Here is an 18,027-nt window from a genome sequence, read left to right on the forward strand (position 1 = left end):
GATCAGAGCTGATGCAGCTGGCTGTCGTTGACTTCCAGCATCTGGCCCTGCGCATCGAGCTTCAGGCCCTTGGGCAGCGGGAACTTGATGGTTTCCTCAATGCCTTCCATCTTGCGCACCGACACGGCGCCCAGCGCCTTGATGCGGTCAATCACCTGCTTGACGAGAATCTCGGGCGCCGAGGCACCGGCCGTCAGGCCGACCCGGCCCTTGCCCTCAAACCACGATTCCTTCAGCTCGCTGGCGTCGTCCACCATATAGGCCTCGGTACCCAGCTTGGCGGCCAGCTCGCGCAGGCGGTTGCTGTTGGAGCTGGTCGGGCTGCCGACCACGATGAGGATGTCGACCTGCGGGCTCAGCACCTTGACGGCGTCCTGCCGGTTCTGCGTGGCGTAGCAAATATCCTGGTGTTTGGGTTCGCGCACTTGCGGAAAGCGCGCCTTCACGGCGGCGCTGATCTCGGCCGCGTCGTCCACGCTCAGCGTGGTCTGCGTCACCACGGCCAGGCGCTCGGTCTGGGCGGGACTGATGCGCCAGACGTCGGCCACGTCTTCCACCAGGTGGATGCCGCTGTCGAGCTGGCCCATGGTGCCTTCGACCTCGGGGTGGCCCTTGTGGCCGATCATGATGAATTCGTAGCCCTCTTTGTGCAGCTTGGCCACTTCCACATGCACCTTGGTCACCAGCGGGCAGGTGGCGTCAAAAATCTGGAAGCCGCGGCGCTCGGCCTCTTTCTGGATGGCCTGGCTCACGCCGTGCGCGCTGAACACCAGCGTAGCGCCCGGGGGCACGTCGTCGAGCTCTTCAATAAAGATCGCGCCTTTTTCCTTGAGGTCGTTGACGACGTAGGTGTTGTGCACGATCTCATGGCGCACGTAAATCGGCGCGCCAAATTTCGTTAATGCCCGCTCGACGATTTCGATGGCACGGTCCACACCTGCGCAAAAACCGCGCGGCTCAGCGAGCAGGATTTCCTGGGGAAGTAGTCTGGATTCAGTCATAGAACGCCTATTACTTGCACTTCAAACACCACCGGCTGGCCGGCCAGCGGGTGGTTGAAATCAAACTGCACCGCGTCGCCGCCCTCTTTGACCTGCTGAACCGCGCCCGCGTATTGCCCCGCGCCATCCGGCGTGGGGAACTGCACCACATCGCCCACTTTGTAATGCTCATCCGGGTCGCCCAACTCATTGAGCAGCTTGCGCGCCACCCACTGCACCAGCTCCGGGTTGCGGTCGCCAAAGGCAACGCCTGCGGGCAACTCAAACGTTGTGCGCGTGCCTTCGGGCAGGCCAATCAGCCGCTGCTCAATGGCCGGCGAGAGCTCACCCGTGCCCAGGCTCAGGGTGGCGGGCTTGCCGTCAAAGGTGTTGATGATGTCCGCGCCCGGTTTACCGTTCACAGACGGCCCGGCCATGCGGTAGTGCAGGGTCAGGAACGAGCCTTGCTGGACGAGGGTTGCGTCGGGGGTTTCCACGGTGGGCATAGGGCTTTCGGGGCCAGGCAGACAGCCGGCAACGGTTTGTAAAGGGAGGATCAGCCCCCCTATTGTAGAAAGCCGGGAGTGACCAGGCCGATCATCGGTTTTTTCGGAGGTTTTCGAGAGGCTTTTCGGAGTTTTTGGAGGTTTGTTCCCAAATTTCACGGCAAGCAGCCAGTCCGCCGCTTGCGGTGGGTTTTTCGTCAGCGCCGCATCGTGGATGACTGGCATGCTTTCTGCTGACTCACTTCCATGGACACTGCCATCACATCCCCACACACGCCAGCCCCGCCGGCCGGCCCGGATCACGACCTGCGGATTGACCCGCAGCGCCTCTGGGCCTCACTCATGGATCTCGCTGCCGTGGGGGCGACAGAAAAAGGCGGTGTATGCAGGCTGGCCCTGACCGAGCTTGACCGCCAGGGGCGCGCGCTCTTCGTGCGCTGGGCAACCGAAGCAGGCTGCACGCTGCGCGTGGATGCCATCGGCAACCTGTTCGCGCGCCGCGAGGGGCAGGACCCTTCGCTTCCTGCCGTTGCCACCGGCAGCCACATCGACACCCAGCCTACCGGCGGCAAGTTCGACGGAAACTACGGCGTACTGGCCGGGCTGGAAGTGCTGCGCACGCTCAACGACGCGGGCATACGCACCGTCGCGCCGCTGGAGGTCTGCGTCTGGACCAACGAGGAAGGCTCGCGTTTCGTGCCGGTGATGATGGGCTCGGGCGTCTACGCCGGGGCTTTCACCCTGCAATCAGCGCTTGAGGCCGCCGACCGCGACGGTATCCGCGTCGGCGAGGCACTCCATGCCATCGGGTTTGACGGCACGGCGCCCGCTGCGGTGAACGACGGTGCACCGCGCTTCGGCGCCTATTTTGAGGCCCACATCGAACAGGGGCCGGTGCTCGAAGATGCCGACATTCCTCTGGGTGTGGTCACCGGTGCGCTTGGCCAGCGCTGGTATGACGTGGTGGTTACCGGCCAGGAAGCGCATGCCGGCCCCACGCCGATGACACTTCGGCGCGATGCCCTGCAGGGTGCCACCGGCCTCATGCAGGCCGTGCGCAGCATCGCGTTGGACGAACAGCCCGACGGCCGCGGCACCGTGGGCTATGTGCAGGTGCACCCCAATTCACGCAACGTGATCCCGGGCCGCGTGACCTTCACCGTGGACTTCCGCCACGGCGACGACGAAGGCCTGAGCCGCATGGACGGGCGCCTGCGCCATGCCTGCGCCGCGCTCAGCCAGTCAGGCGGCCTCACGGTCGGGATTGAGCAGACCGTGTACTACCCGCCGGCACGCTTCGCCGAGCCGCTGGTGGCCGCGGTGCGCGAAGGCGCGAAGCGCATGGGCCTGGCGCACCTGGACATCGTGAGCGGCGCCGGCCACGACGCCGTGTACGTCGCCCGCACCGCGCCGGCCGCCATGATTTTTGTCCCCTGCAAGGACGGCATCTCGCACAACGAGATCGAAGACGCCAAACCGGAACACCTGGCAGCCGGCGCCAACGTGCTGCTGCACGCGATGCTCGACCAGGCGGGTGTGGACGCAGCATGAAGGTACTGGTACCGCAGCCGCTGACGCCAGACGCATTTGCGACCTACGGCAGCGTGGTGCAGGTGCCGGCGGGCGCCGAAGGCCATGCCATCAACGGCGGGACATCCGAGCGCTTCGACCTGATCAGCGACCTGCAGCTTGATGCAGACGGAGGGCGGCCGATGCTGGCGATATTTCGCGCACAGGCGCGGCGCTTTCCCCATGCCGTCGATGAAATGGAGCGCCATGCGCTGGGCAGCCAGACTTTTGTGCCGCTGGGCGAGCGCCGCTTTGTCATCGTGGTGGCGCCGGCCGGCGCGGCGCCTTCTGCCGATACGCTGGCCGCCTTCATCACCGACGGCTGCCAGGGCGTGGCGCTTGCGCCCGGCACCTGGCACCACGCCTTGCTGGCGGTAGACGCAGGCGATTTTGTGGTGCTTGAGCGCGCCGCGGCAGCCGTCGACTGCGGCACCTGCCGGCTGCAGCAACCCGTGATGGTTGCAGCGCTTGCATGAACCGCTTGAACTGCATAAGCTGCATGAATTACGCAACGGCATGAAGGAACCAGGCCTGTGGTTCGCATTGGATTGATCTCCGACACCCATGGCCTCCTGAGGCCGGAAGCCCTCGCGTTCCTGCGCGGATGCGATCACATCATCCATGCCGGGGATATCTGCGAGCCGGGCGTCCTCGAAGCGCTGGCAACGCTGGCGCCGGTGACGGCGGTGCGCGGCAACAATGACCGGGGCGCCTGGGCCGACGCCCTGCCCGTCTCGACATGGCTGAACATCGGCGAAGTCACGATTCATGTGATCCACGATCTTGCCGAGCTGGACATCGACCCGGCCGCAGCGGGTGTGCAGGTGGTCGTGTCGGGCCATTCGCACCAGCCCCTGATCGAGGAGCGCGAAGGCGTGTTGTTCGTGAATCCCGGCAGCGCCGGTCCGCGCCGCTTCAAACTCCCGATCACCCTTGCCGAACTCCAGATCGACGGCCCTGCCATCAACCCGCGCATAGAAAAGATTCAGGCAGAGATTCAGGCCGTCGAGACAGGCTGAAGGCGCCCTTTAGCTATTAAATCAATAGCTGCTTGCGCCCGTCCTATCTGCCCTGGAGGCCGATTTCTCTTGAGAAAATCGAAACCCGATTCTGCAGCATCAAGCCGCAATACGCTGCGCCAGTGCCACCAGCGCGCGGTCAGAGCCCGCCGGCCCCAGCAGCGACAGGCCCAGCGGCGCGCCTTCACGCTGGGCCAGAGGCATCGACAGCTGCGGGAAACCACTCAAGCCGGCGATGCACAGCAGCCGGATGGCGCGGTTGCGGTAGTCCTCCAGCCCGGCCTCGCCTTCACTGCGCAACGGCGCAATGTCGGGCATGGTCGGCATCAGCAATACGCCGTCGCTGCCAAGCAGCGCGGCCAGGTGACTGCGAAAGGCCGCGCGAAAAGCACGGCCCGCACCGGCCTGCGCATCCGTCACATCACGCGACCAGGCAAAGCGCTCGGCCACGCCCGGGCCCAGCGGCGGCGCGTAGCGCTCAATCAGCGGCCCGTCGGTCAGCCAGGCCTCGTGCGCCTGTACGTACCGGAAGTTCCAGTACATCGCATCGAAGGACTCCAGCGCCACGGTGGTGCCCTGTGCAGTGCCGAGCACGCCCTGCACCCGTTCGGCAGCGCCCTGCAACGCAGCGGCTGCCGCCGGCACGGCCAGCGACCACACGTCTTCAGGATGCAACAGCCGCACGCGACCTGGCAGCGCGGCGGCATCGGGGCCAAGCAACACGTCGGCCACCCGTGCGAAGGTGTGAATATCGCGCGCGAACCAGCCGCAGGTGTCCAGGCTGGGCGCTAGGTCCAGCGCGCCCTCCAGGCTGATGCGGCCATGCGTTGGGCGCAGCCCATACAACCCGCAGTGATTGGCCGGCGCCCGCACGGAGCCGCCGGTGTCCGTGCCCAGCGCGAAATCGCACAGGCCCGAAGACACTGCCGAGGCCGAGCCTGATGAACTGCCGCCGGTGATGCGGTCTTTGGCTGCTCCGTTGATGGGGGCGCCGAAGTGCGCGTTATTGCCGTTCATCGAAAAGGCCAGCTCATCCGTGACCGTCTTGCCGGAAAACCGCGCGCCTGCATCGAGCAGCCGCTGCACGGTGGGCGCGGTATGCGTCTTGATGCCGGACATCGCCAGCACGAAAGGGCTGCCGCCGCCTGTGGGATAGCCCGCCACATCGAACAGGTCCTTCACGCCGAAGCTGAGATCCGACAGCGGGCCGGTGGCAGCGCGCGGAACCGGGGCGTCGGGGTAGGGAACGAAGGCGTGGGCGGGGTCGTGCAGGGGCATAACGTGAAGGGCAGTGATCAGGCAACCAGTGTGGGCGCAATCGCCGCGGCGGCATCGGTGTGGATGCAGCGAGCACGGTGGTTAGGCGCCAGCTCGACCACCGGCGGCTGCGCGGCCCGGCAGGCCTCAGTGGCCAGCGCACAGCGCTCGGCAAAGGCACAGCCGGGTGGCAGCGCCGACAAATCGGGCGGCGCGCCGCCTATGGTTTCCAGCCGGGTGCCGCGTGCCAGCGCGCCGTGCGCCCGGCTCTTGAGCAGCGCGATCGTGTAGGGATGGCGCGGTGAGCGGATCAGCTCGCGCGCCGTGCCTTCTTCGACGATGCGGCCCGCGTACATCACGGCGATGCGGTCGGCCACCTCGACGGCCGCGCCGATATCGTGCGTCACGAAGATCACCGACAGGCCCAGGTCACGCTGCAATTCGCGCAGCAGCAGCAAAATCTGGATCTGCACGGTCGCGTCGAGCGCGGTGGTCGGCTCGTCGGCCAGCAGGAGCTGCGGCTTGCAGGCCAGCGCCAGCGCGATCATCGCGCGCTGGCGCATGCCGCCCGACATCTCGTGCGGATAGGCCGCAAGGCGCCGCTCGGGGCTGGGGATACGCACGCGCTCGAACAGCGCCAGCGCGCGCTGGTGCGCTTCGGCCTTGCCCACACGCTCATGCCGGCGTATCGACTCCATGATCTGGGCACCCAGCGAATAGACCGGGTCCAGCGCCAGCAGCGGCTCCTGGAAGATCATCGAGACGACCTTGCCGCGGAAGTCGTCGAGCTCGCCGGTTGACATGGCGAGCACATCACGCCCGGCCACCTGCACCTGGCCGCCCATGCGGGTGCGGCGCTCGGGGTGCAGGCGCAGCAGGGTGCGCATGGTCACGCTCTTGCCAGAACCGGATTCGCCGATCAGCGCGACCACCTCGCCGCGCTGCACCTCCAGGCTCACGCCGCTCACGGCCTGCACGGGCTTGCGCCCGCCGCTGAATGTCACGCTGAGGTCCTTCAGGCGGACCATCGGCTCGCCAGAGGAAGGAAACGAGGAAGAGGAAGAAGAGGCGTTCGCAGTCATGGGGTCACGCCGCCCTGGCCAGCGGTGCAGCATCCGGGTGTCCGCTGCCGGGTTCATGAATCAGGCAACTCACGGCGTGCTGTGCGCCGGTGGCGATGCGCGCCGGCACCACCTGGCTGCACACCGGCGCGGCCAGCGCACAGCGCGGGTGAAAGCGGCAGCCCGAGGGCGGGTTGATCGGATTCGGCGGGTCACCGGCCAGCGCCGCTTCTTCGGTGCGGTGGTCCGGGTCCATTGAGGGCATCGACGACAGCAGCGCGCGTGTGTAGGGATGGGCCGGCGCGTCGTACAGTGCATCGGCCGGGCCGATTTCGGCAACCTGGCCGAGGTACATCACCATCACGCGGTCGCTCACGTAGCGCACCACATTGAGGTCGTGGCTGATAAAGACATAGGTCAGGCCGAACTCGGCCTTCAGGTCGAGCAGCAGGTTGATGACCTGCGCCTCGACCGACTTGTCGAGCGCCGACACCGCTTCATCAAGAATCACCATGCGCGGCTGCAGCGCCAGCGCACGCGCAATATTGACGCGCTGGCGCTGCCCGCCCGACAACTCGTGCGGGTAGCGCTCGGCAAAACGTTGCGGCTCCAGGCCCACGCGCGCCAGCAGGTCGCGCGCCCGCGCAATCGCCTCGCGCCTGGGCACGTTGTGCACCTGCGGGCCGAAGGCAATCGAGTCTTCGATCGTGAGCCGCGGGTTAAGCGAAGCGTAGCTGTCCTGGAAGACCATCTGCACCTGGCGCCGGAACTCCTTGAGCGGCAGGTCGCGGCCGCCGACGGTCCGCCCGTCGAAGACAACCTCGCCGCCGGTAGGCGCGATCAGCTGCATCAACAGCCGCGCCGTGGTCGACTTGCCGCAGCCCGACTCGCCGACAACCCCCAGCGTCTCACCCTTGAGCACTTCAAAATCAACACCATCAACGGCGCGCACCACACCGCCGCCACGGCCCAGCGGATCCTTCTTGAGCGGGAAGTGCTTGACCAGCCCGGAAATCGTGAGCAAGGGTTGCGCGGGGCCTCCGACGTCGTTCATTGCGTCCATGGTTTCAGCCCTTGTTGTCCATGGCGGAGCGCAGACCATCGGACAGGATGTTGAATGAGATGGAGGTGATGAAGATCATCGCCCCGGGCAGTGCCGCGACCCAGGGCTGCACGTAGATCGCGGTGCGCAGCGTGTTGAGCATCAGGCCCCACTCCGGCTCAGGCGGTTTCACGCCGAGCCCAAGGAAAGACAGGCCAGAGGCGAGGATCATGGAGACCGCGATCAGGCTGGTGGCGTAAACAAAAATCGGCCCCAGCACATTACCCAGAACATGCACCCGCACGATGGTGAAAGGGCCGGCACCCGAGGCCCTGGCCGCCTCCACATAGTCGCGGTTACGCACCTGCGTGGTCACGCTTTCGGCCACCCGCGCAATCTGCGGAATAAACACGATGGTCAGCGAAATCAGGGAGTTGACGATGCCCGCGCCCAGCACGCCGGACAGTGCAATGGCCAGCAACACTGACGGAAAGGCATAAAACACATCGATGGTGCGCATGATGGCGGTGTTGACGAATCCGCCTGCGTAGCCGGCCAGGATGCCGATCACCGAGCCGATGGCAAAGGCACAGACCACGGGCGTGATGCCGATGAAAAGCGAGAGCCGTGCGCCCACGATCAGGCGCGAAAGCATGTCGCGGCCGAGTTCGTCACTGCCCAGCGGCAGGCCTTCGGTGCCGATCGGCTTGAGCCGCTTGAGCATTGACGAGGCGTAGGGATCTGCCGGCGCGAGCCACGGGCCGAACACCGCCAGGCCGATCAGCAGCAGCACCACAAAAGCAGCACCCATCGCGACCGGGTCGCGCGTGAAGCGCAGCATGGCCGAGGTCCAGTAGCCGCGCGAGCGCTGCATCGGCAGCGGCTTCACATCGGCGGCGGCAGTGGAGGCGCTGGATGCGCTGGAAGTGGCGGATACGTCGGAGGTGGCGGTCACGGTGCTCATGGTCATGCCCTGGCGATGCGGGGGTCCAGCAACGTTTGCAGCACGTCGACCAGCAGGTTCAGCACCACGAAGAACAGTGCCAGCACCAGAATCGTCCCCTGCAGGAGCGGCAGGTCGCGCTGGAAGATGGCGGAGTTCAAAAGAAAGCCGGTACCTGGCCAGGAAAACACGGTTTCGATCAGGATGGAGCCGCCCAGCAGGTAACCCAGCTGCAGGCCCATCACGGCCAGCGCCGTGGGGGCGGCGTTTTTTACCATGTGGCGGAACACGCCGAAGTGCGTGAGGCCCTTGGCGCGCAGGCCGACGATGAATTCCTGGTCGAGGATGTCGGCCACCAGCGCACGCACCGTGCGCGCGATGATGCCCATCGGGATCACCGACATCGTGATCGCCGGCAGGACCAGGAACTGGATGTGCTCCCAGTCCCAGGCCCAGTCGCTCGAGCCACCCGGGCCGGCGCCTGTGGCCGGCAACAACATCAGCTGTGAACTGAAGACGATCACCATCACCATGCCCAGCCAGTAGTGCGGCACACTCACGCCCAGCACCGACAGCATCGAGGCCAGCCGGTCGACCCAGGAGTTGCGGAAGTAGCCGGCCACAAAACCAAACAGGCAGCCCAGCACAAAACCGATGAAAGTGGCCACCACCGCCAGGCGCAGCGTATTGCCGACCGCGGTCATGACCTCGCCGGCAACCGCCCGGTTGCTCGCGATCGACACGCCCAGGTCGCCGTGCATGGCGCGCCATACCCACATCGCGAACTGCTCGGGCAGCGAGCGGTTAAAGCCGTAGAGCTCGCGCAGTTGCGCCTGCAGGTCGGCCGACGCGTCCGGCGGCAGGATGGACACCAGCGGATCGCCAGGCGCGAGATGCACCAGAAGAAAGCACACGAGTGCTACGCCGACCATGATCGGCAAGGCATAGATAACACGGCGCAGGAAATAGGCAAGCATGGGCTGGCGTTAAAGCTGACTCGAATAAGGAAAGAGAGAACGAGAAAGCGATAAAAGAAGCCCTTCCTCAGCGGAGAAAGGGCTTTTCCACCGTGATCAGTCCATCGTCATGGTGGCAATGTCGATGAACCAGCTCTTGGGCTGCACCACGTTCTTGATCTTGGCCGACAGCGCACGCGGACCGACGTCGTGCGCAATCCAGACAAAGGGGGCGTCGTCCACGATGTGGGCGTGCAGCTTGGCCAGCGCGGCGTCGCGCGACTTCTCGTCGAAGCTGGTACGCGCATCGGCCACCAGCTTGTCGATATCGGCGTTGCCGTAGTAGCCCCAGTTGTTGGACACCGGCGGGAAGGCCTTGGTGCTCACGAAACGCACCATGGCAAAGAACGGGTCCATCGCCGCGAAACTGATGTTGACCGCATTGGCGCCATTGGCCGACGGGTCTTTCGCGCCCTTGCGCCAGTTGGTGAACAGCGTGTTCCACTCGATCACGTCGAACTGCACGTCAAAAAAGCATTGCTTGAGCGACTGCTGCGCAAACTCGTTCATCGGCAGCGGCTGCATCTGGCCCGAGCCTGAGGCGGAAATCTGCACCTTGACCTTGAGCGGCTTGGCGGCCGAAAAACCCGCCTGCGTCATGAGCGCCTGGGCAGCCTTCACGTCGTACTTGATGTCGAACTTGGGGTTGCCCCACCATGGGTGCCCGGGCGCCACCGTGCCCTTGGGTTCGGCCATCATGCCCCCCAGCAGTTGCTTGATGCCCCCGCGATCCACGCAAAGGTTGGCCGCCTGGCGCACGCGCTTGTCGAGCCAGGGCGAGCCTTCGGCGAATGACAGCTGCCACGGCCACACGTGCGGCTGGGCGTTGGAATAGATCTTGAAGCCGCGCTGCGTAATCTGCGCCATCGCATCAGGTGCAGGGGCCTCGATCCAGTCGACCTGCCCGCCTAACAGCGCCGCGGTGCGCGCATTGGCTTCGGGCATGGGCAGCATCACGACCTTGTCGATCCTGGGCACGCGTTTGGCGTCCCAGTAGGCCTTGTTGGCAGCCAGCTCAAGGCGCTCACGCGCCACGAAGCGCGTGACCTTGAAGGGGCCGGAGCCGGCCGGATCGGCGGCGAAAGCCGTCCAGGCCGCCTTGGCCCGGTCAGCGGGTACGGTGACGCTGGCCGGCACGGCCGCGAGCTTGGCGGACCAATGCGCCGGCGAGGCCATGAACAGATTCGTGAGGTTGATCGGCAGGAAGGAGTCGGCCTCGCTCGTGGTGAGTTCGACCGTCATGTCGTCGATCTTGCGGGCGGTGCGCAGGGTCGGCATGCGCGAGGCGGTCACACCGACCTGGCTGGGGTCGAACTGCGAGGCGTCCTTGTCGAGCACCTTCTGCACGTTCCAGATCACGGCATCGGCATTAAAGGCTGAACCGTCGTGGAACTTGACGCCGGGGCGCAGCTTGAAGACCCACTTGGTCTTGTCCTTGGCATCAACGGCCCAGGAGGTTGCAAGCGCGGGAATCAGCACGCTCGGCGCGTCGGCCTTCGAGAGATCCCATTGGGTCAGCGAGTCGTAAATCGGGATGCCGGTAAAACGGTTGCCTTCAAAGCCCTGGTCGGGCTGGCCCAAGGTGCGCGGAATGTCGGCCGCCGTCATGGCGATGCGCAGTACTTTTTCCTGTGCGTGCAGGCCGGTGGCAGCCAGCGAGGCGGCGGCAAGCAGGGCCATGGACACCGGCGCGCGCAGCCAGACCAGAGACAGACGGGACCCGATAACTTTCATGGAGCACTCCTGTAAATATGGATATGCCCGCAAGGAATATGCCAATGGTTTCAGCGCTGATGCTCGTCAGGTGAGCTCCGCCGCAGTGCATGCGTCACTGCCTTGGTGCATCGCTTCAAAATCTCGCGAACCGTCTCGCGTGGCATGGCATTCGTGGGGGGACGGCAACTGTTTGTAAACTGTTCCCGTCCAGAGCAAGGGAACCCGTACGGCTCTGGCACTGCTTTTGGTGGTTCTTTCCCCTCACCCCTTTCACCGGCTTTTTCTTCCATGCTTCTCAAAGACCTCCCAGAGGACGCCCGCCCCCGCGAAAAACTGCTGGCCCGCGGCCCCGGCGCGCTCAGTGATGCCGAACTGCTGGCCCTGCTACTGCGCACCGGCCTGCCCGGCAAGAATGCGCTGCAGATGGGGCAGGAGCTGGTCGACACCTTTGGCGGCGTTGCCGGGCTGCTGCACACCGGCCCCGAGGCGCTCAAAAGCATCAAGGGCCTGGGCCCGGCCAAGCGCGCCGAACTGGTGGCGGTGCTGGAACTTGCCCGGCGGGCACTTGCCGAAAAGCTTCGCGAAAAAACGCTCTTCGAAACGCCGCAAGCGGTACGCGACTATTTACAGCTTCAGCTGGGCAGCAGGCCGCACGAGATTTTTGCGGTGCTGTTCCTCGACAGCCAGCACCGGCTGATCGTGCTCGAAGAGCTGTTTCGCGGCACGCTGACACAAACGTCGGTCTACCCGCGCGAGGTGGTGGTGCGCGCCCTGGCGCTCAACGCCGCCAGTGTGGTGCTGGCCCACAACCACCCCAGCGGCACCGCCAAACCCTCACGCGCCGACGAGGCGCTGACGCAAACGCTGAAGTCCGCGCTCGCGCTGGTCGATGTGCGTGTGCTGGACCATTTTGTGGTGACCAGCTCCCAGGCTGTGTCGATGGCCGAGCTGGGCTTGCTCTGAAGGCGTAAAACCCCTGCCCTAGATGGCCTCTTTTTTGACAACTTTCGGTACGAGTTTCAGCAGCGGATTGGATGCACCATACGTTTTCACAGCGGCATCCACTTCCGCTTGGCTCAGCGATGACAGGGTTTCTGATTTGGGGTCGAGGTAGGCCAGCATGGCGATGGCCCGCTGGCGCTCTGCCGGATTGCCGGTCAGCCTGACAAGCTGGGCATAGGGTGCCGACTTCCATGGCCCCGCCATGACCCCCTTCTGGGCCCAGTCCAGGGCCAGTGCCTTGATTTTTTTGCTGCCGGTCGTTTCCACCAACAGCGCGGAAATTTCTCCAAAAGTCTGGTCGGTCGGCAATGCCCGGCCTCCCGTGCCTGGCCGATGGTACCTGGCACGTTCAAGAAGTCTCAGCGCGTCATCGTTCTTTTTGGATGCGGCAGCCAGAATCGCCTGGGTCAGGTAATAGTCAAAGCCTCGAGCGGTGACCTTGACCCCGGCGAGGGTCTTCTCGATATCCGCCGTATCCCCAACCTTCGCCGCCACGAAGGCGTAATAAGGCAAATAGTCCTGTCCTCCCCATAGCACCCGCCCCTCGGTGAAGACAGCATGTGCAGCCGCGAAATCCTTGAGCTTCATCGCCCGGTAGCCTTCCACAAAGTAGGCATGTCCGGACTTCACACGTACCACCCCCCTCATACCTCTCGGTTCGCCATACATGGCCATTTTGGCGTCGGGAAACTTCCATCCCGGCGCATCCAGCGCATTAACCATCCTGGATAGATCAGCAGAAGGTGTTCGGTCCATGGTGGCAAAGCGCGTCAGATAAATAGCTGCCGCGTAAGGGCTCACACCTTCGGTCTTCATGTCGCTTTGCCGCAACCAGTCCACGACCTCGGTTTCCGACAGGGCAGCCTTATGGTGCCCGACCATGGCCGACTCCCATATCGCGGGGGCCTTTTTCTCCTTCATCAACACCCAGAAACCGGTCCAGGCCTCTTTGGATTGGCCGCTGGCGTGCAGGAGTCCCAGATAGTCGCGGTAGGAATAGGCGTCCTGGTAGCGCTGGGCGTTCTGCAAAGTACCAAGCATGGCGCCTTGAATATCGCCGGCGAACAGCTTCAGGCGCGCAGCACTATAAATTTCGGCGCTCGCTCCCGAACCTTGAGACGCAGCCATTTGATAAAACGGCTTGGCAAGATCGAAGTAGCCTTGCGAGTCAAAGAGGATCGCCGCTCCATAAGCGTAATTTGCGGTAGCTACCGGACCGTCTCCGTTCCCCTTCTTGAAGCCTGTATAAGAATGAAAAACTTTGGCAGCCGCCTTGGGATCACCCGAATCAAGAAGCATCCCGGCCAGCTCTGCATAGGCCTCCCACGAGGCGGGCGCAATCCTGATGTTCTCGCGAAAGTAGGCTTCCGCCGTCTTTTTGTCTTCTTTTCGCCGGGCTGCAATGCCCAGCAGGTTGTTGCGTTGAGGGGCACCAATGAAACGGCTTTCCGTTGTCGCCAGAAGTTCGATGTCCCGAGTTTCATTGGGGTAATACTGCCGATAAAGGTACACGAGACCAAGCAATGTACCCACTTGCGACGTCGCGTTTTTCAGGCTGGCGAGGGAATTTTCTACTTGCGTCTGCGGCAGCGGATTGCCACCTGAAGTCAGGTAATAAGGGCGGTAGGGAATATCGGTGTAGTAGAAGTTTTCGTGGGGCCCCAAAGTAGGGTCCGGATTTGCGGAGAAGGCCGTGATGGCCCTTGAGGAAACCAGCGACTGGCCTTGCTCCCAGTAAGCCGCATTCAAGGCATTTTCACGCGCGGCCTTGTTCAAGGCATCCCGTTGCGAGCCCGCACCGCTCGATGCCATTGTGGTTTCCGCATGTGATCGCTCAATGGTGTAAGGAGGATAGCCCTTGTAGACGCCCTCAATGCTGTTCGCGAAAGCGAGCGCCTCGGCAGCTCTACCCTGAACGCCATACAGGAACCAGATGCGACGGATCAGGTTGTCGTGGCCTATCCCTTGAAGCAGTTCCAGGTAATCCAGCTTTCCGGGTTTTCCAGATGTGAATTCACAACACAAGCTGGCCGCGTTCGCCTCTATGAATTGGCGGCCGTGATGGAACACAGACAGGTCGATCGCCGTCCGAACCTTCTCGGGTTCGGCCAGGGACAGGGAGCCGCGTGCCATCTCTTCGAGCGAATGGCCCTTTACCGGCAGCTCATGGTCAAGAAGCGATTTCAGGCTCGCATTGTTGTACTGCGACCATACATCCGACTCCACAAAGGCGCGCGTGACGAAAAACGGCCATATCGATCCCGGCAGCTTGAGGGCGGTGGCTTCCCGGTAAGAGTCCCGGACTTTCAGGAGGCCATAGTTCGTGCCGATGGCATTTTCATCCAGCTTCTGGAGCAGGCGCTTTAATGGATTCGTCTCGGCGGTGGCCAGGGCGTGAACCTCCGGAAAATTGCCGTTCAGGGCAGCGAGCAGTTCCTTTTCCTCGGGGGTTTGCGGTTCTTCCACCACTTTCATGGCGGCCAGGCGCAAGCCCAGGGCCATGTAAGTTCTCGCAAGCAGCGCGCGGTATTCGGGCGAGGCTGGTGACAGGTGCAAAAGTGCCAAATAGGCCTTCTCGGCAAACAGGCCTTTCGTCTCCTCGATGTAACCCGGTGCCAAAACGTTGTAGAGGAGGAAACCGTAGGCATCCTGCGCCGGGTTGCCTGCCGATTCAATCAGGTTGAACGGAGACGCCGGCAGTTCAGCCATTTCCAGCCTGCCCTCCGCTTTCGCGAAGTTCCATGGTGCGGTACCGGGTCCCAACGATTTCAGTATCTCGGGCAATACGGACTCATAGGCCCGGATGGCCGGAAAGTCGTCGCCGAAGGCAATGTTCTCAAACTTCCGGCTGACGACCGGGCTGCTCCAGACGGCGCCATTACGCGCTGCGCCCGTATAGTCCTGGGTAAGGATGGCGACCGTCATTTTCCCGGCCCGGTCATGTCCGGCATAACCCCGGACAATCCGCTTCGCACCGACGGCGTCCGCAAGCCGGTAGATATCTTCATGTTTTAGTTGGCGCCTCCCATTCCCAAGGGCTTTTGCTACCAAGAATGGGTCCGGGACTTGCACCTTCTGGGATTGGGAGATTCCCAAGGCAAGCTCAGCAGTCATGATGGACCGCGCAGACTTGTCCAGCCCCCAGCCTGCGACCTGGAAGGGCACCACCAGCACATCGAACTTTCCGCCCGACAGTATTTTCTCGTAGAAGGCCTTTTCATTGCTCTGCCACTCAGACGCCGGCTGCTTGTACGGTTTTGGTAAAAACCGGGCCATGGCGTTGTCGGTAAAGGGCTGCTGCGTGAGCGTTTTGAATTCCTCTGCAACTTTGGCTGCCCGGGCCTTCGCCTTCGCTTCAATTTCTTGCGCTTCAATGCGGCGCTTTGCAAGGTGTTCTTCCAGGTGCGGCCAGCCCCATATGCTGGTCGCGCAGATCAGGGCGGCGCCAAGCACAACGGTGGAACGTTTCATTTTCTTCTCCCTGAATTCATTAAGCTGCGCCGCCTGCGCGTTCTTGCCATGTGTATTTTTTGCGGCGCATGAACGCCTCCGGCAGGCAAGCTCAGGATAGTACCGTGGGCGCTGTCTAGATCGCCTTTCAGTGACATACAACGTGGTTTATCCGCACTCGATGACTAGGAGAGGGAAACGGCAGCGCGCCATACGTACTGATAAAGTAAACGTCATGAAAGCGCCCGCACTCAAAAGCCTGCAGGACCTCAAGGCCGTCAAGCGGGACATTGAAGCCCGCGCGAAGCTTGAGAAAGAACAGGAAGCCGCGCGTGTGGCAGCAGCCGCCAAAGCCAAAGCCGAGAAAGAACTCTTTTCGCGCGCGGTCGGCCCCGTCAAGGCCCTGCCGGCCAAACACCTGCCGGGCCACAAGGCGGCATTGCCGGTGGCGCAAGCCGCACCCATCGCTGTACAACAGCAGCGCGATGAACTCGCGGTGATGCGTGAAGCCATCTCGGACGAGTTCGATGTGGAAACGTTGCTGGACACGGATGAAGCACTGAGCTTCAGGCGGCCCGGCATGGGGCCCGACGTGGTGCGCAAGCTGCGCCGAGGCGGCTGGAGCATCCAGGGTCAGCTGGACCTGCATGGCCTGCGCCGCGAGGATGCGCGCGAAGCGCTGGCTCACTTCATCCGGGATGCGCACAAGGTCGGCTGGCGCTGCGTGCGCGTGGTGCACGGCAAAGGCCTGGGCTCGCCGGGCAAGACGCCGGTACTCAAGGGCAAGGTGCAAAGCTGGCTGATCCAGAAGCAGGAAGTGCTGGCCTTTGTGCAGGCCAGGCCGGCCGAGGGCGGGGCGGGGGCGCTGGTGGTGTTGCTTGAAGGCTAGATATAGGTACACCCCTATCGACACTCACTACGTGTAGTGTCTTTTCCCCTTGCAGGGGACGGCGCCCTGCGGTCCGGCAAAGCCGGTCCCGCGGCGCCCGCTGGAACTTGGGCAAGGTTGGCTGACTCCTCACATTGCTATCAATTCAATAGCTGCTCGCGCATGATGTGATTGGGTGGGAGGCGTATTTGATGTCTGAAATCCACCCAAAAAGGCCTCGAGGGGCTGCTTTTTGTCCGGCGGGCACCAAAAACCTGGTTTGACGCCGTAAAAAGGCTCTTTTTACGAACAGAAAGTGCCTGTAGCCCAATCAGAATCTGCGCGAGCAGCTATATTTTTGATAGCAACCCACACTGCAACCAGCTCCCAGCCCGCCGCCCTCCGATTTAAAGCCCGAACCCCGCCCGCCCGGCAGCGGCGCATTCATAGCCGTGCCTGAACAGAAGCTCATACGTGGGCAGCGGCACTTTCTTCAGTGAGGTGGGGTAGGCAGCGGCCGCCCTCACGCTCTTCGCGTCCAGCCAGTCGCCAGCCGGGCAGCCCGCGCCGGCGCGTTCGGCAACTTCCCGGGCGGTGGCGCCTATGCGCAGGTAGGCGGCGCGACCCGGCTCGCGCGCGGCGTAGGCCATGAGCCCCCTGGCGCGCAGCGCGCGGACCTGGTCGGACATGATGTCGGCCACGTGCTTGAGACGAAAGATGCTGAGGGGGCCCATCGCAAAACCCACCGGCAAGGGCGCGCCTGCATCAGACGCGATGATCACGCCGTCGATTTTGGGCTTGGGGCCAAAGCCGGCGTCAAAGAACGGCTCCAGCCCGAGGTTGTCGTACACACCGCCGTCGTAGAGGTGGATGCGGGCAAAGCGGTCTTCGGCAGGCCGGGCATCGTCGCCGGAGGCGAACATCGGCAGGTTCCAGTCAAAGCTGTCGGTCGGCAGTACGTAAGGGCCGATCAAGCCCGGAAAAGCCGCCGACACCGCCATCGCATCTCGCAACGGCAGTTGCTTCAGGCGCGTGGAGCCCAGCATCCAGTCGCGCAACGCGTCGCCTTCGATGCTGGCGCGTTTGCCGGTCTCGGCCGTGGTGGCGTTGACCACCCAGGCGGGTGACGCCGGAACATCCTCCATCAGCGCATCGACACCCCAGGCACTGCCGATGGCCGATGCCAGCACGTTGGCACGCGACAGCGCAAAGCGCCAGTTGCGCGGGTGCAGCATGGCGCGCATGGCGGCGTTCTGCAGGTCTGAGGTGGTCAGCAATGTTTTCACGCGCGGCAGCAGCACCTCCAGGCATTCATTGCTGCCGGGCCAGCGCATCGCGTTGAGCTGCAGCAAGAGGCCCACCAGCAGGCTGCCGCCCGAAACAGTAGACACCTTGCTGACCCGCTCCAGCGCCTGGTGTTCCGCCAGGAAGCTCAGCACGCCGCAGTGAAACACCATGGCGCGCGTGCCGCCGCCCGAAAGGGCCAGGTAGACCGGCTTCATGCCGCAGCCTTGCAGCGCACATATAGAGGAAGCGGGCGATGCGCAGTGATCGCTGTGGAGAAGCCGTATTGCATGTTATTTGCCGTGGATGGGTAG

The 18,027-nt window shown here is 63.6% G+C and carries 15 protein-coding genes; 5 read left to right on the forward strand and 10 right to left on the reverse strand.

Annotation, left to right across the window (positions count from 1 at the left end):
• Positions 1-2 precede the first annotated feature (2 nt).
• Entirely contained in the window at positions 3-1,001 is a 999-nt protein-coding gene (ispH, locus tag AC1D1J_RS08990; RefSeq protein ID WP_477685975.1) for a 4-hydroxy-3-methylbut-2-enyl diphosphate reductase, read from the reverse strand.
• On the reverse strand, positions 998-1,486 hold the full coding sequence (locus AC1D1J_RS08995; protein ID WP_477694502.1) for an FKBP-type peptidyl-prolyl cis-trans isomerase: 489 nt from the start codon (positions 1,484-1,486) through the stop codon (positions 998-1,000). Before AC1D1J_RS08995 ends, ispH begins: the two co-directional genes overlap by 4 nt.
• Positions 1,487-1,732: 246 nt before the next feature.
• Between AC1D1J_RS08995 and AC1D1J_RS09000 the strand changes: the two genes are divergently transcribed.
• The 3 genes from AC1D1J_RS09000 to AC1D1J_RS09010 are packed head-to-tail and all read left to right on the forward strand — an operon-like array spanning position 1,733 to position 4,074.
• Entirely contained in the window at positions 1,733-3,037 is a 1,305-nt protein-coding gene (locus AC1D1J_RS09000; protein ID WP_477694503.1) for a Zn-dependent hydrolase, read from the forward strand.
• Positions 3,034-3,531 carry an ureidoglycolate lyase gene (locus AC1D1J_RS09005; RefSeq protein WP_477694504.1) on the forward strand — a complete coding sequence of 166 codons (498 nt, stop codon included), beginning with the start codon at positions 3,034-3,036 and terminating at the stop codon, positions 3,529-3,531. Before AC1D1J_RS09000 ends, AC1D1J_RS09005 begins: the two co-directional genes overlap by 4 nt.
• 57 nt (positions 3,532-3,588) lie before the next feature.
• The gene (locus AC1D1J_RS09010) at positions 3,589-4,074 is read left to right on the forward strand and encodes a metallophosphoesterase family protein (protein WP_477694505.1); all 486 of its coding nucleotides are present in this window, start codon (positions 3,589-3,591) and stop codon (positions 4,072-4,074) included.
• A gap of 99 nt (positions 4,075-4,173) precedes the next feature.
• On the opposite strand, the gene AC1D1J_RS09015 is transcribed toward AC1D1J_RS09010, so the two are convergent.
• From AC1D1J_RS09015 to AC1D1J_RS09040, 6 genes are all read right to left on the reverse strand, one after another.
• A complete protein-coding gene (locus tag AC1D1J_RS09015; RefSeq protein WP_477694506.1) occupies positions 4,174-5,352 on the reverse strand; it encodes an amidase in 1,179 nt (392 codons plus the stop codon).
• A 17-nt stretch (positions 5,353-5,369) separates the two neighbouring features.
• Positions 5,370-6,359, reverse strand: a complete 990-nt coding sequence (locus AC1D1J_RS09020) for an ABC transporter ATP-binding protein (RefSeq protein ID WP_477694784.1) — start codon at positions 6,357-6,359, stop codon at positions 5,370-5,372.
• Positions 6,360-6,417: 58 nt separating this feature from the next.
• Positions 6,418-7,455 (reverse strand): ABC transporter ATP-binding protein, encoded by a 1,038-nt coding sequence (locus AC1D1J_RS09025; RefSeq protein WP_477694507.1) that lies wholly within the window; start codon positions 7,453-7,455, stop codon positions 6,418-6,420.
• Between the two features lie 4 nt (positions 7,456-7,459).
• Entirely contained in the window at positions 7,460-8,398 is a 939-nt protein-coding gene (locus AC1D1J_RS09030) for an ABC transporter permease (protein ID WP_477694508.1), read from the reverse strand.
• A 2-nt stretch (positions 8,399-8,400) separates the two neighbouring features.
• Positions 8,401-9,354: an ABC transporter permease gene (locus AC1D1J_RS09035; RefSeq protein ID WP_457279581.1), complete on the reverse strand. Its 954-nt coding sequence runs from the start codon at positions 9,352-9,354 to the stop codon at positions 8,401-8,403.
• Between the two features lie 96 nt (positions 9,355-9,450).
• Positions 9,451-11,073 carry an ABC transporter substrate-binding protein gene (locus tag AC1D1J_RS09040; RefSeq protein WP_477694785.1) on the reverse strand — a complete coding sequence of 541 codons (1,623 nt, stop codon included), beginning with the start codon at positions 11,071-11,073 and terminating at the stop codon, positions 9,451-9,453.
• Positions 11,074-11,397: 324 nt separating this feature from the next.
• Here AC1D1J_RS09040 and radC point away from each other — a divergent pair, with 324 nt between their 5' ends.
• A complete protein-coding gene (gene radC / locus AC1D1J_RS09045; protein WP_477694509.1) occupies positions 11,398-12,072 on the forward strand; it encodes a RadC family protein in 675 nt (224 codons plus the stop codon).
• Positions 12,073-12,090: 18 nt separating this feature from the next.
• Here the strand turns inward: radC and AC1D1J_RS09050 are convergent, their stop codons facing one another.
• Complete coding sequence (locus AC1D1J_RS09050; RefSeq protein ID WP_477694510.1) at positions 12,091-15,582, reverse strand: tetratricopeptide repeat protein; 3,492 nt, start codon at positions 15,580-15,582, stop codon at positions 12,091-12,093.
• Between the two features lie 214 nt (positions 15,583-15,796).
• Between AC1D1J_RS09050 and AC1D1J_RS09055 the strand changes: the two genes are divergently transcribed.
• Positions 15,797-16,450 (forward strand): Smr/MutS family protein, encoded by a 654-nt coding sequence (locus AC1D1J_RS09055; RefSeq protein ID WP_477685984.1) that lies wholly within the window; start codon positions 15,797-15,799, stop codon positions 16,448-16,450.
• A 386-nt stretch (positions 16,451-16,836) separates the two neighbouring features.
• Here the strand turns inward: AC1D1J_RS09055 and AC1D1J_RS09060 are convergent, their stop codons facing one another.
• Positions 16,837-17,931: a patatin-like phospholipase family protein gene (locus AC1D1J_RS09060; RefSeq protein ID WP_477694511.1), complete on the reverse strand. Its 1,095-nt coding sequence runs from the start codon at positions 17,929-17,931 to the stop codon at positions 16,837-16,839.
• Between the last annotated feature and the right edge of the window lie 96 nt (positions 17,932-18,027).

Source organism: Polaromonas sp. P1_F8 (genome assembly GCF_056405635.1).

Excerpts from the sequence above, each read along its gene's own strand:
- ispH (WP_477685975.1), bottom strand. The coding sequence starts at position 1,001 with ATGACTGAATCCAGACTACTTCCCCAGGAAATCCTGCTCGCTGAGCCG.
- AC1D1J_RS08995 (WP_477694502.1), bottom strand. The coding sequence starts at position 1,486 with ATGCCCACCGTGGAAACCCCCGACGCAACCCTCGTCCAGCAAGGCTCG.
- AC1D1J_RS09000 (WP_477694503.1), top strand. The coding sequence starts at position 1,733 with ATGGACACTGCCATCACATCCCCACACACGCCAGCCCCGCCGGCCGGC.
- AC1D1J_RS09005 (WP_477694504.1), top strand. The coding sequence starts at position 3,034 with ATGAAGGTACTGGTACCGCAGCCGCTGACGCCAGACGCATTTGCGACC.
- AC1D1J_RS09015 (WP_477694506.1), bottom strand. The coding sequence starts at position 5,352 with ATGCCCCTGCACGACCCCGCCCACGCCTTCGTTCCCTACCCCGACGCC.
- AC1D1J_RS09020 (WP_477694784.1), bottom strand. The coding sequence starts at position 6,359 with ATGGTCCGCCTGAAGGACCTCAGCGTGACATTCAGCGGCGGGCGCAAG.
- AC1D1J_RS09025 (WP_477694507.1), bottom strand. The coding sequence starts at position 7,455 with ATGGACGCAATGAACGACGTCGGAGGCCCCGCGCAACCCTTGCTCACG.
- AC1D1J_RS09030 (WP_477694508.1), bottom strand. The coding sequence starts at position 8,398 with ATGAGCACCGTGACCGCCACCTCCGACGTATCCGCCACTTCCAGCGCA.
- AC1D1J_RS09035 (WP_457279581.1), bottom strand. The coding sequence starts at position 9,354 with ATGCTTGCCTATTTCCTGCGCCGTGTTATCTATGCCTTGCCGATCATG.
- AC1D1J_RS09040 (WP_477694785.1), bottom strand. The coding sequence starts at position 11,073 with ATGGCCCTGCTTGCCGCCGCCTCGCTGGCTGCCACCGGCCTGCACGCA.
- radC (WP_477694509.1), top strand. The coding sequence starts at position 11,398 with ATGCTTCTCAAAGACCTCCCAGAGGACGCCCGCCCCCGCGAAAAACTG.
- AC1D1J_RS09050 (WP_477694510.1), bottom strand. The coding sequence starts at position 15,582 with ATGAAACGTTCCACCGTTGTGCTTGGCGCCGCCCTGATCTGCGCGACC.
- AC1D1J_RS09055 (WP_477685984.1), top strand. The coding sequence starts at position 15,797 with ATGAAAGCGCCCGCACTCAAAAGCCTGCAGGACCTCAAGGCCGTCAAG.
- AC1D1J_RS09060 (WP_477694511.1), bottom strand. The coding sequence starts at position 17,931 with ATGAAGCCGGTCTACCTGGCCCTTTCGGGCGGCGGCACGCGCGCCATG.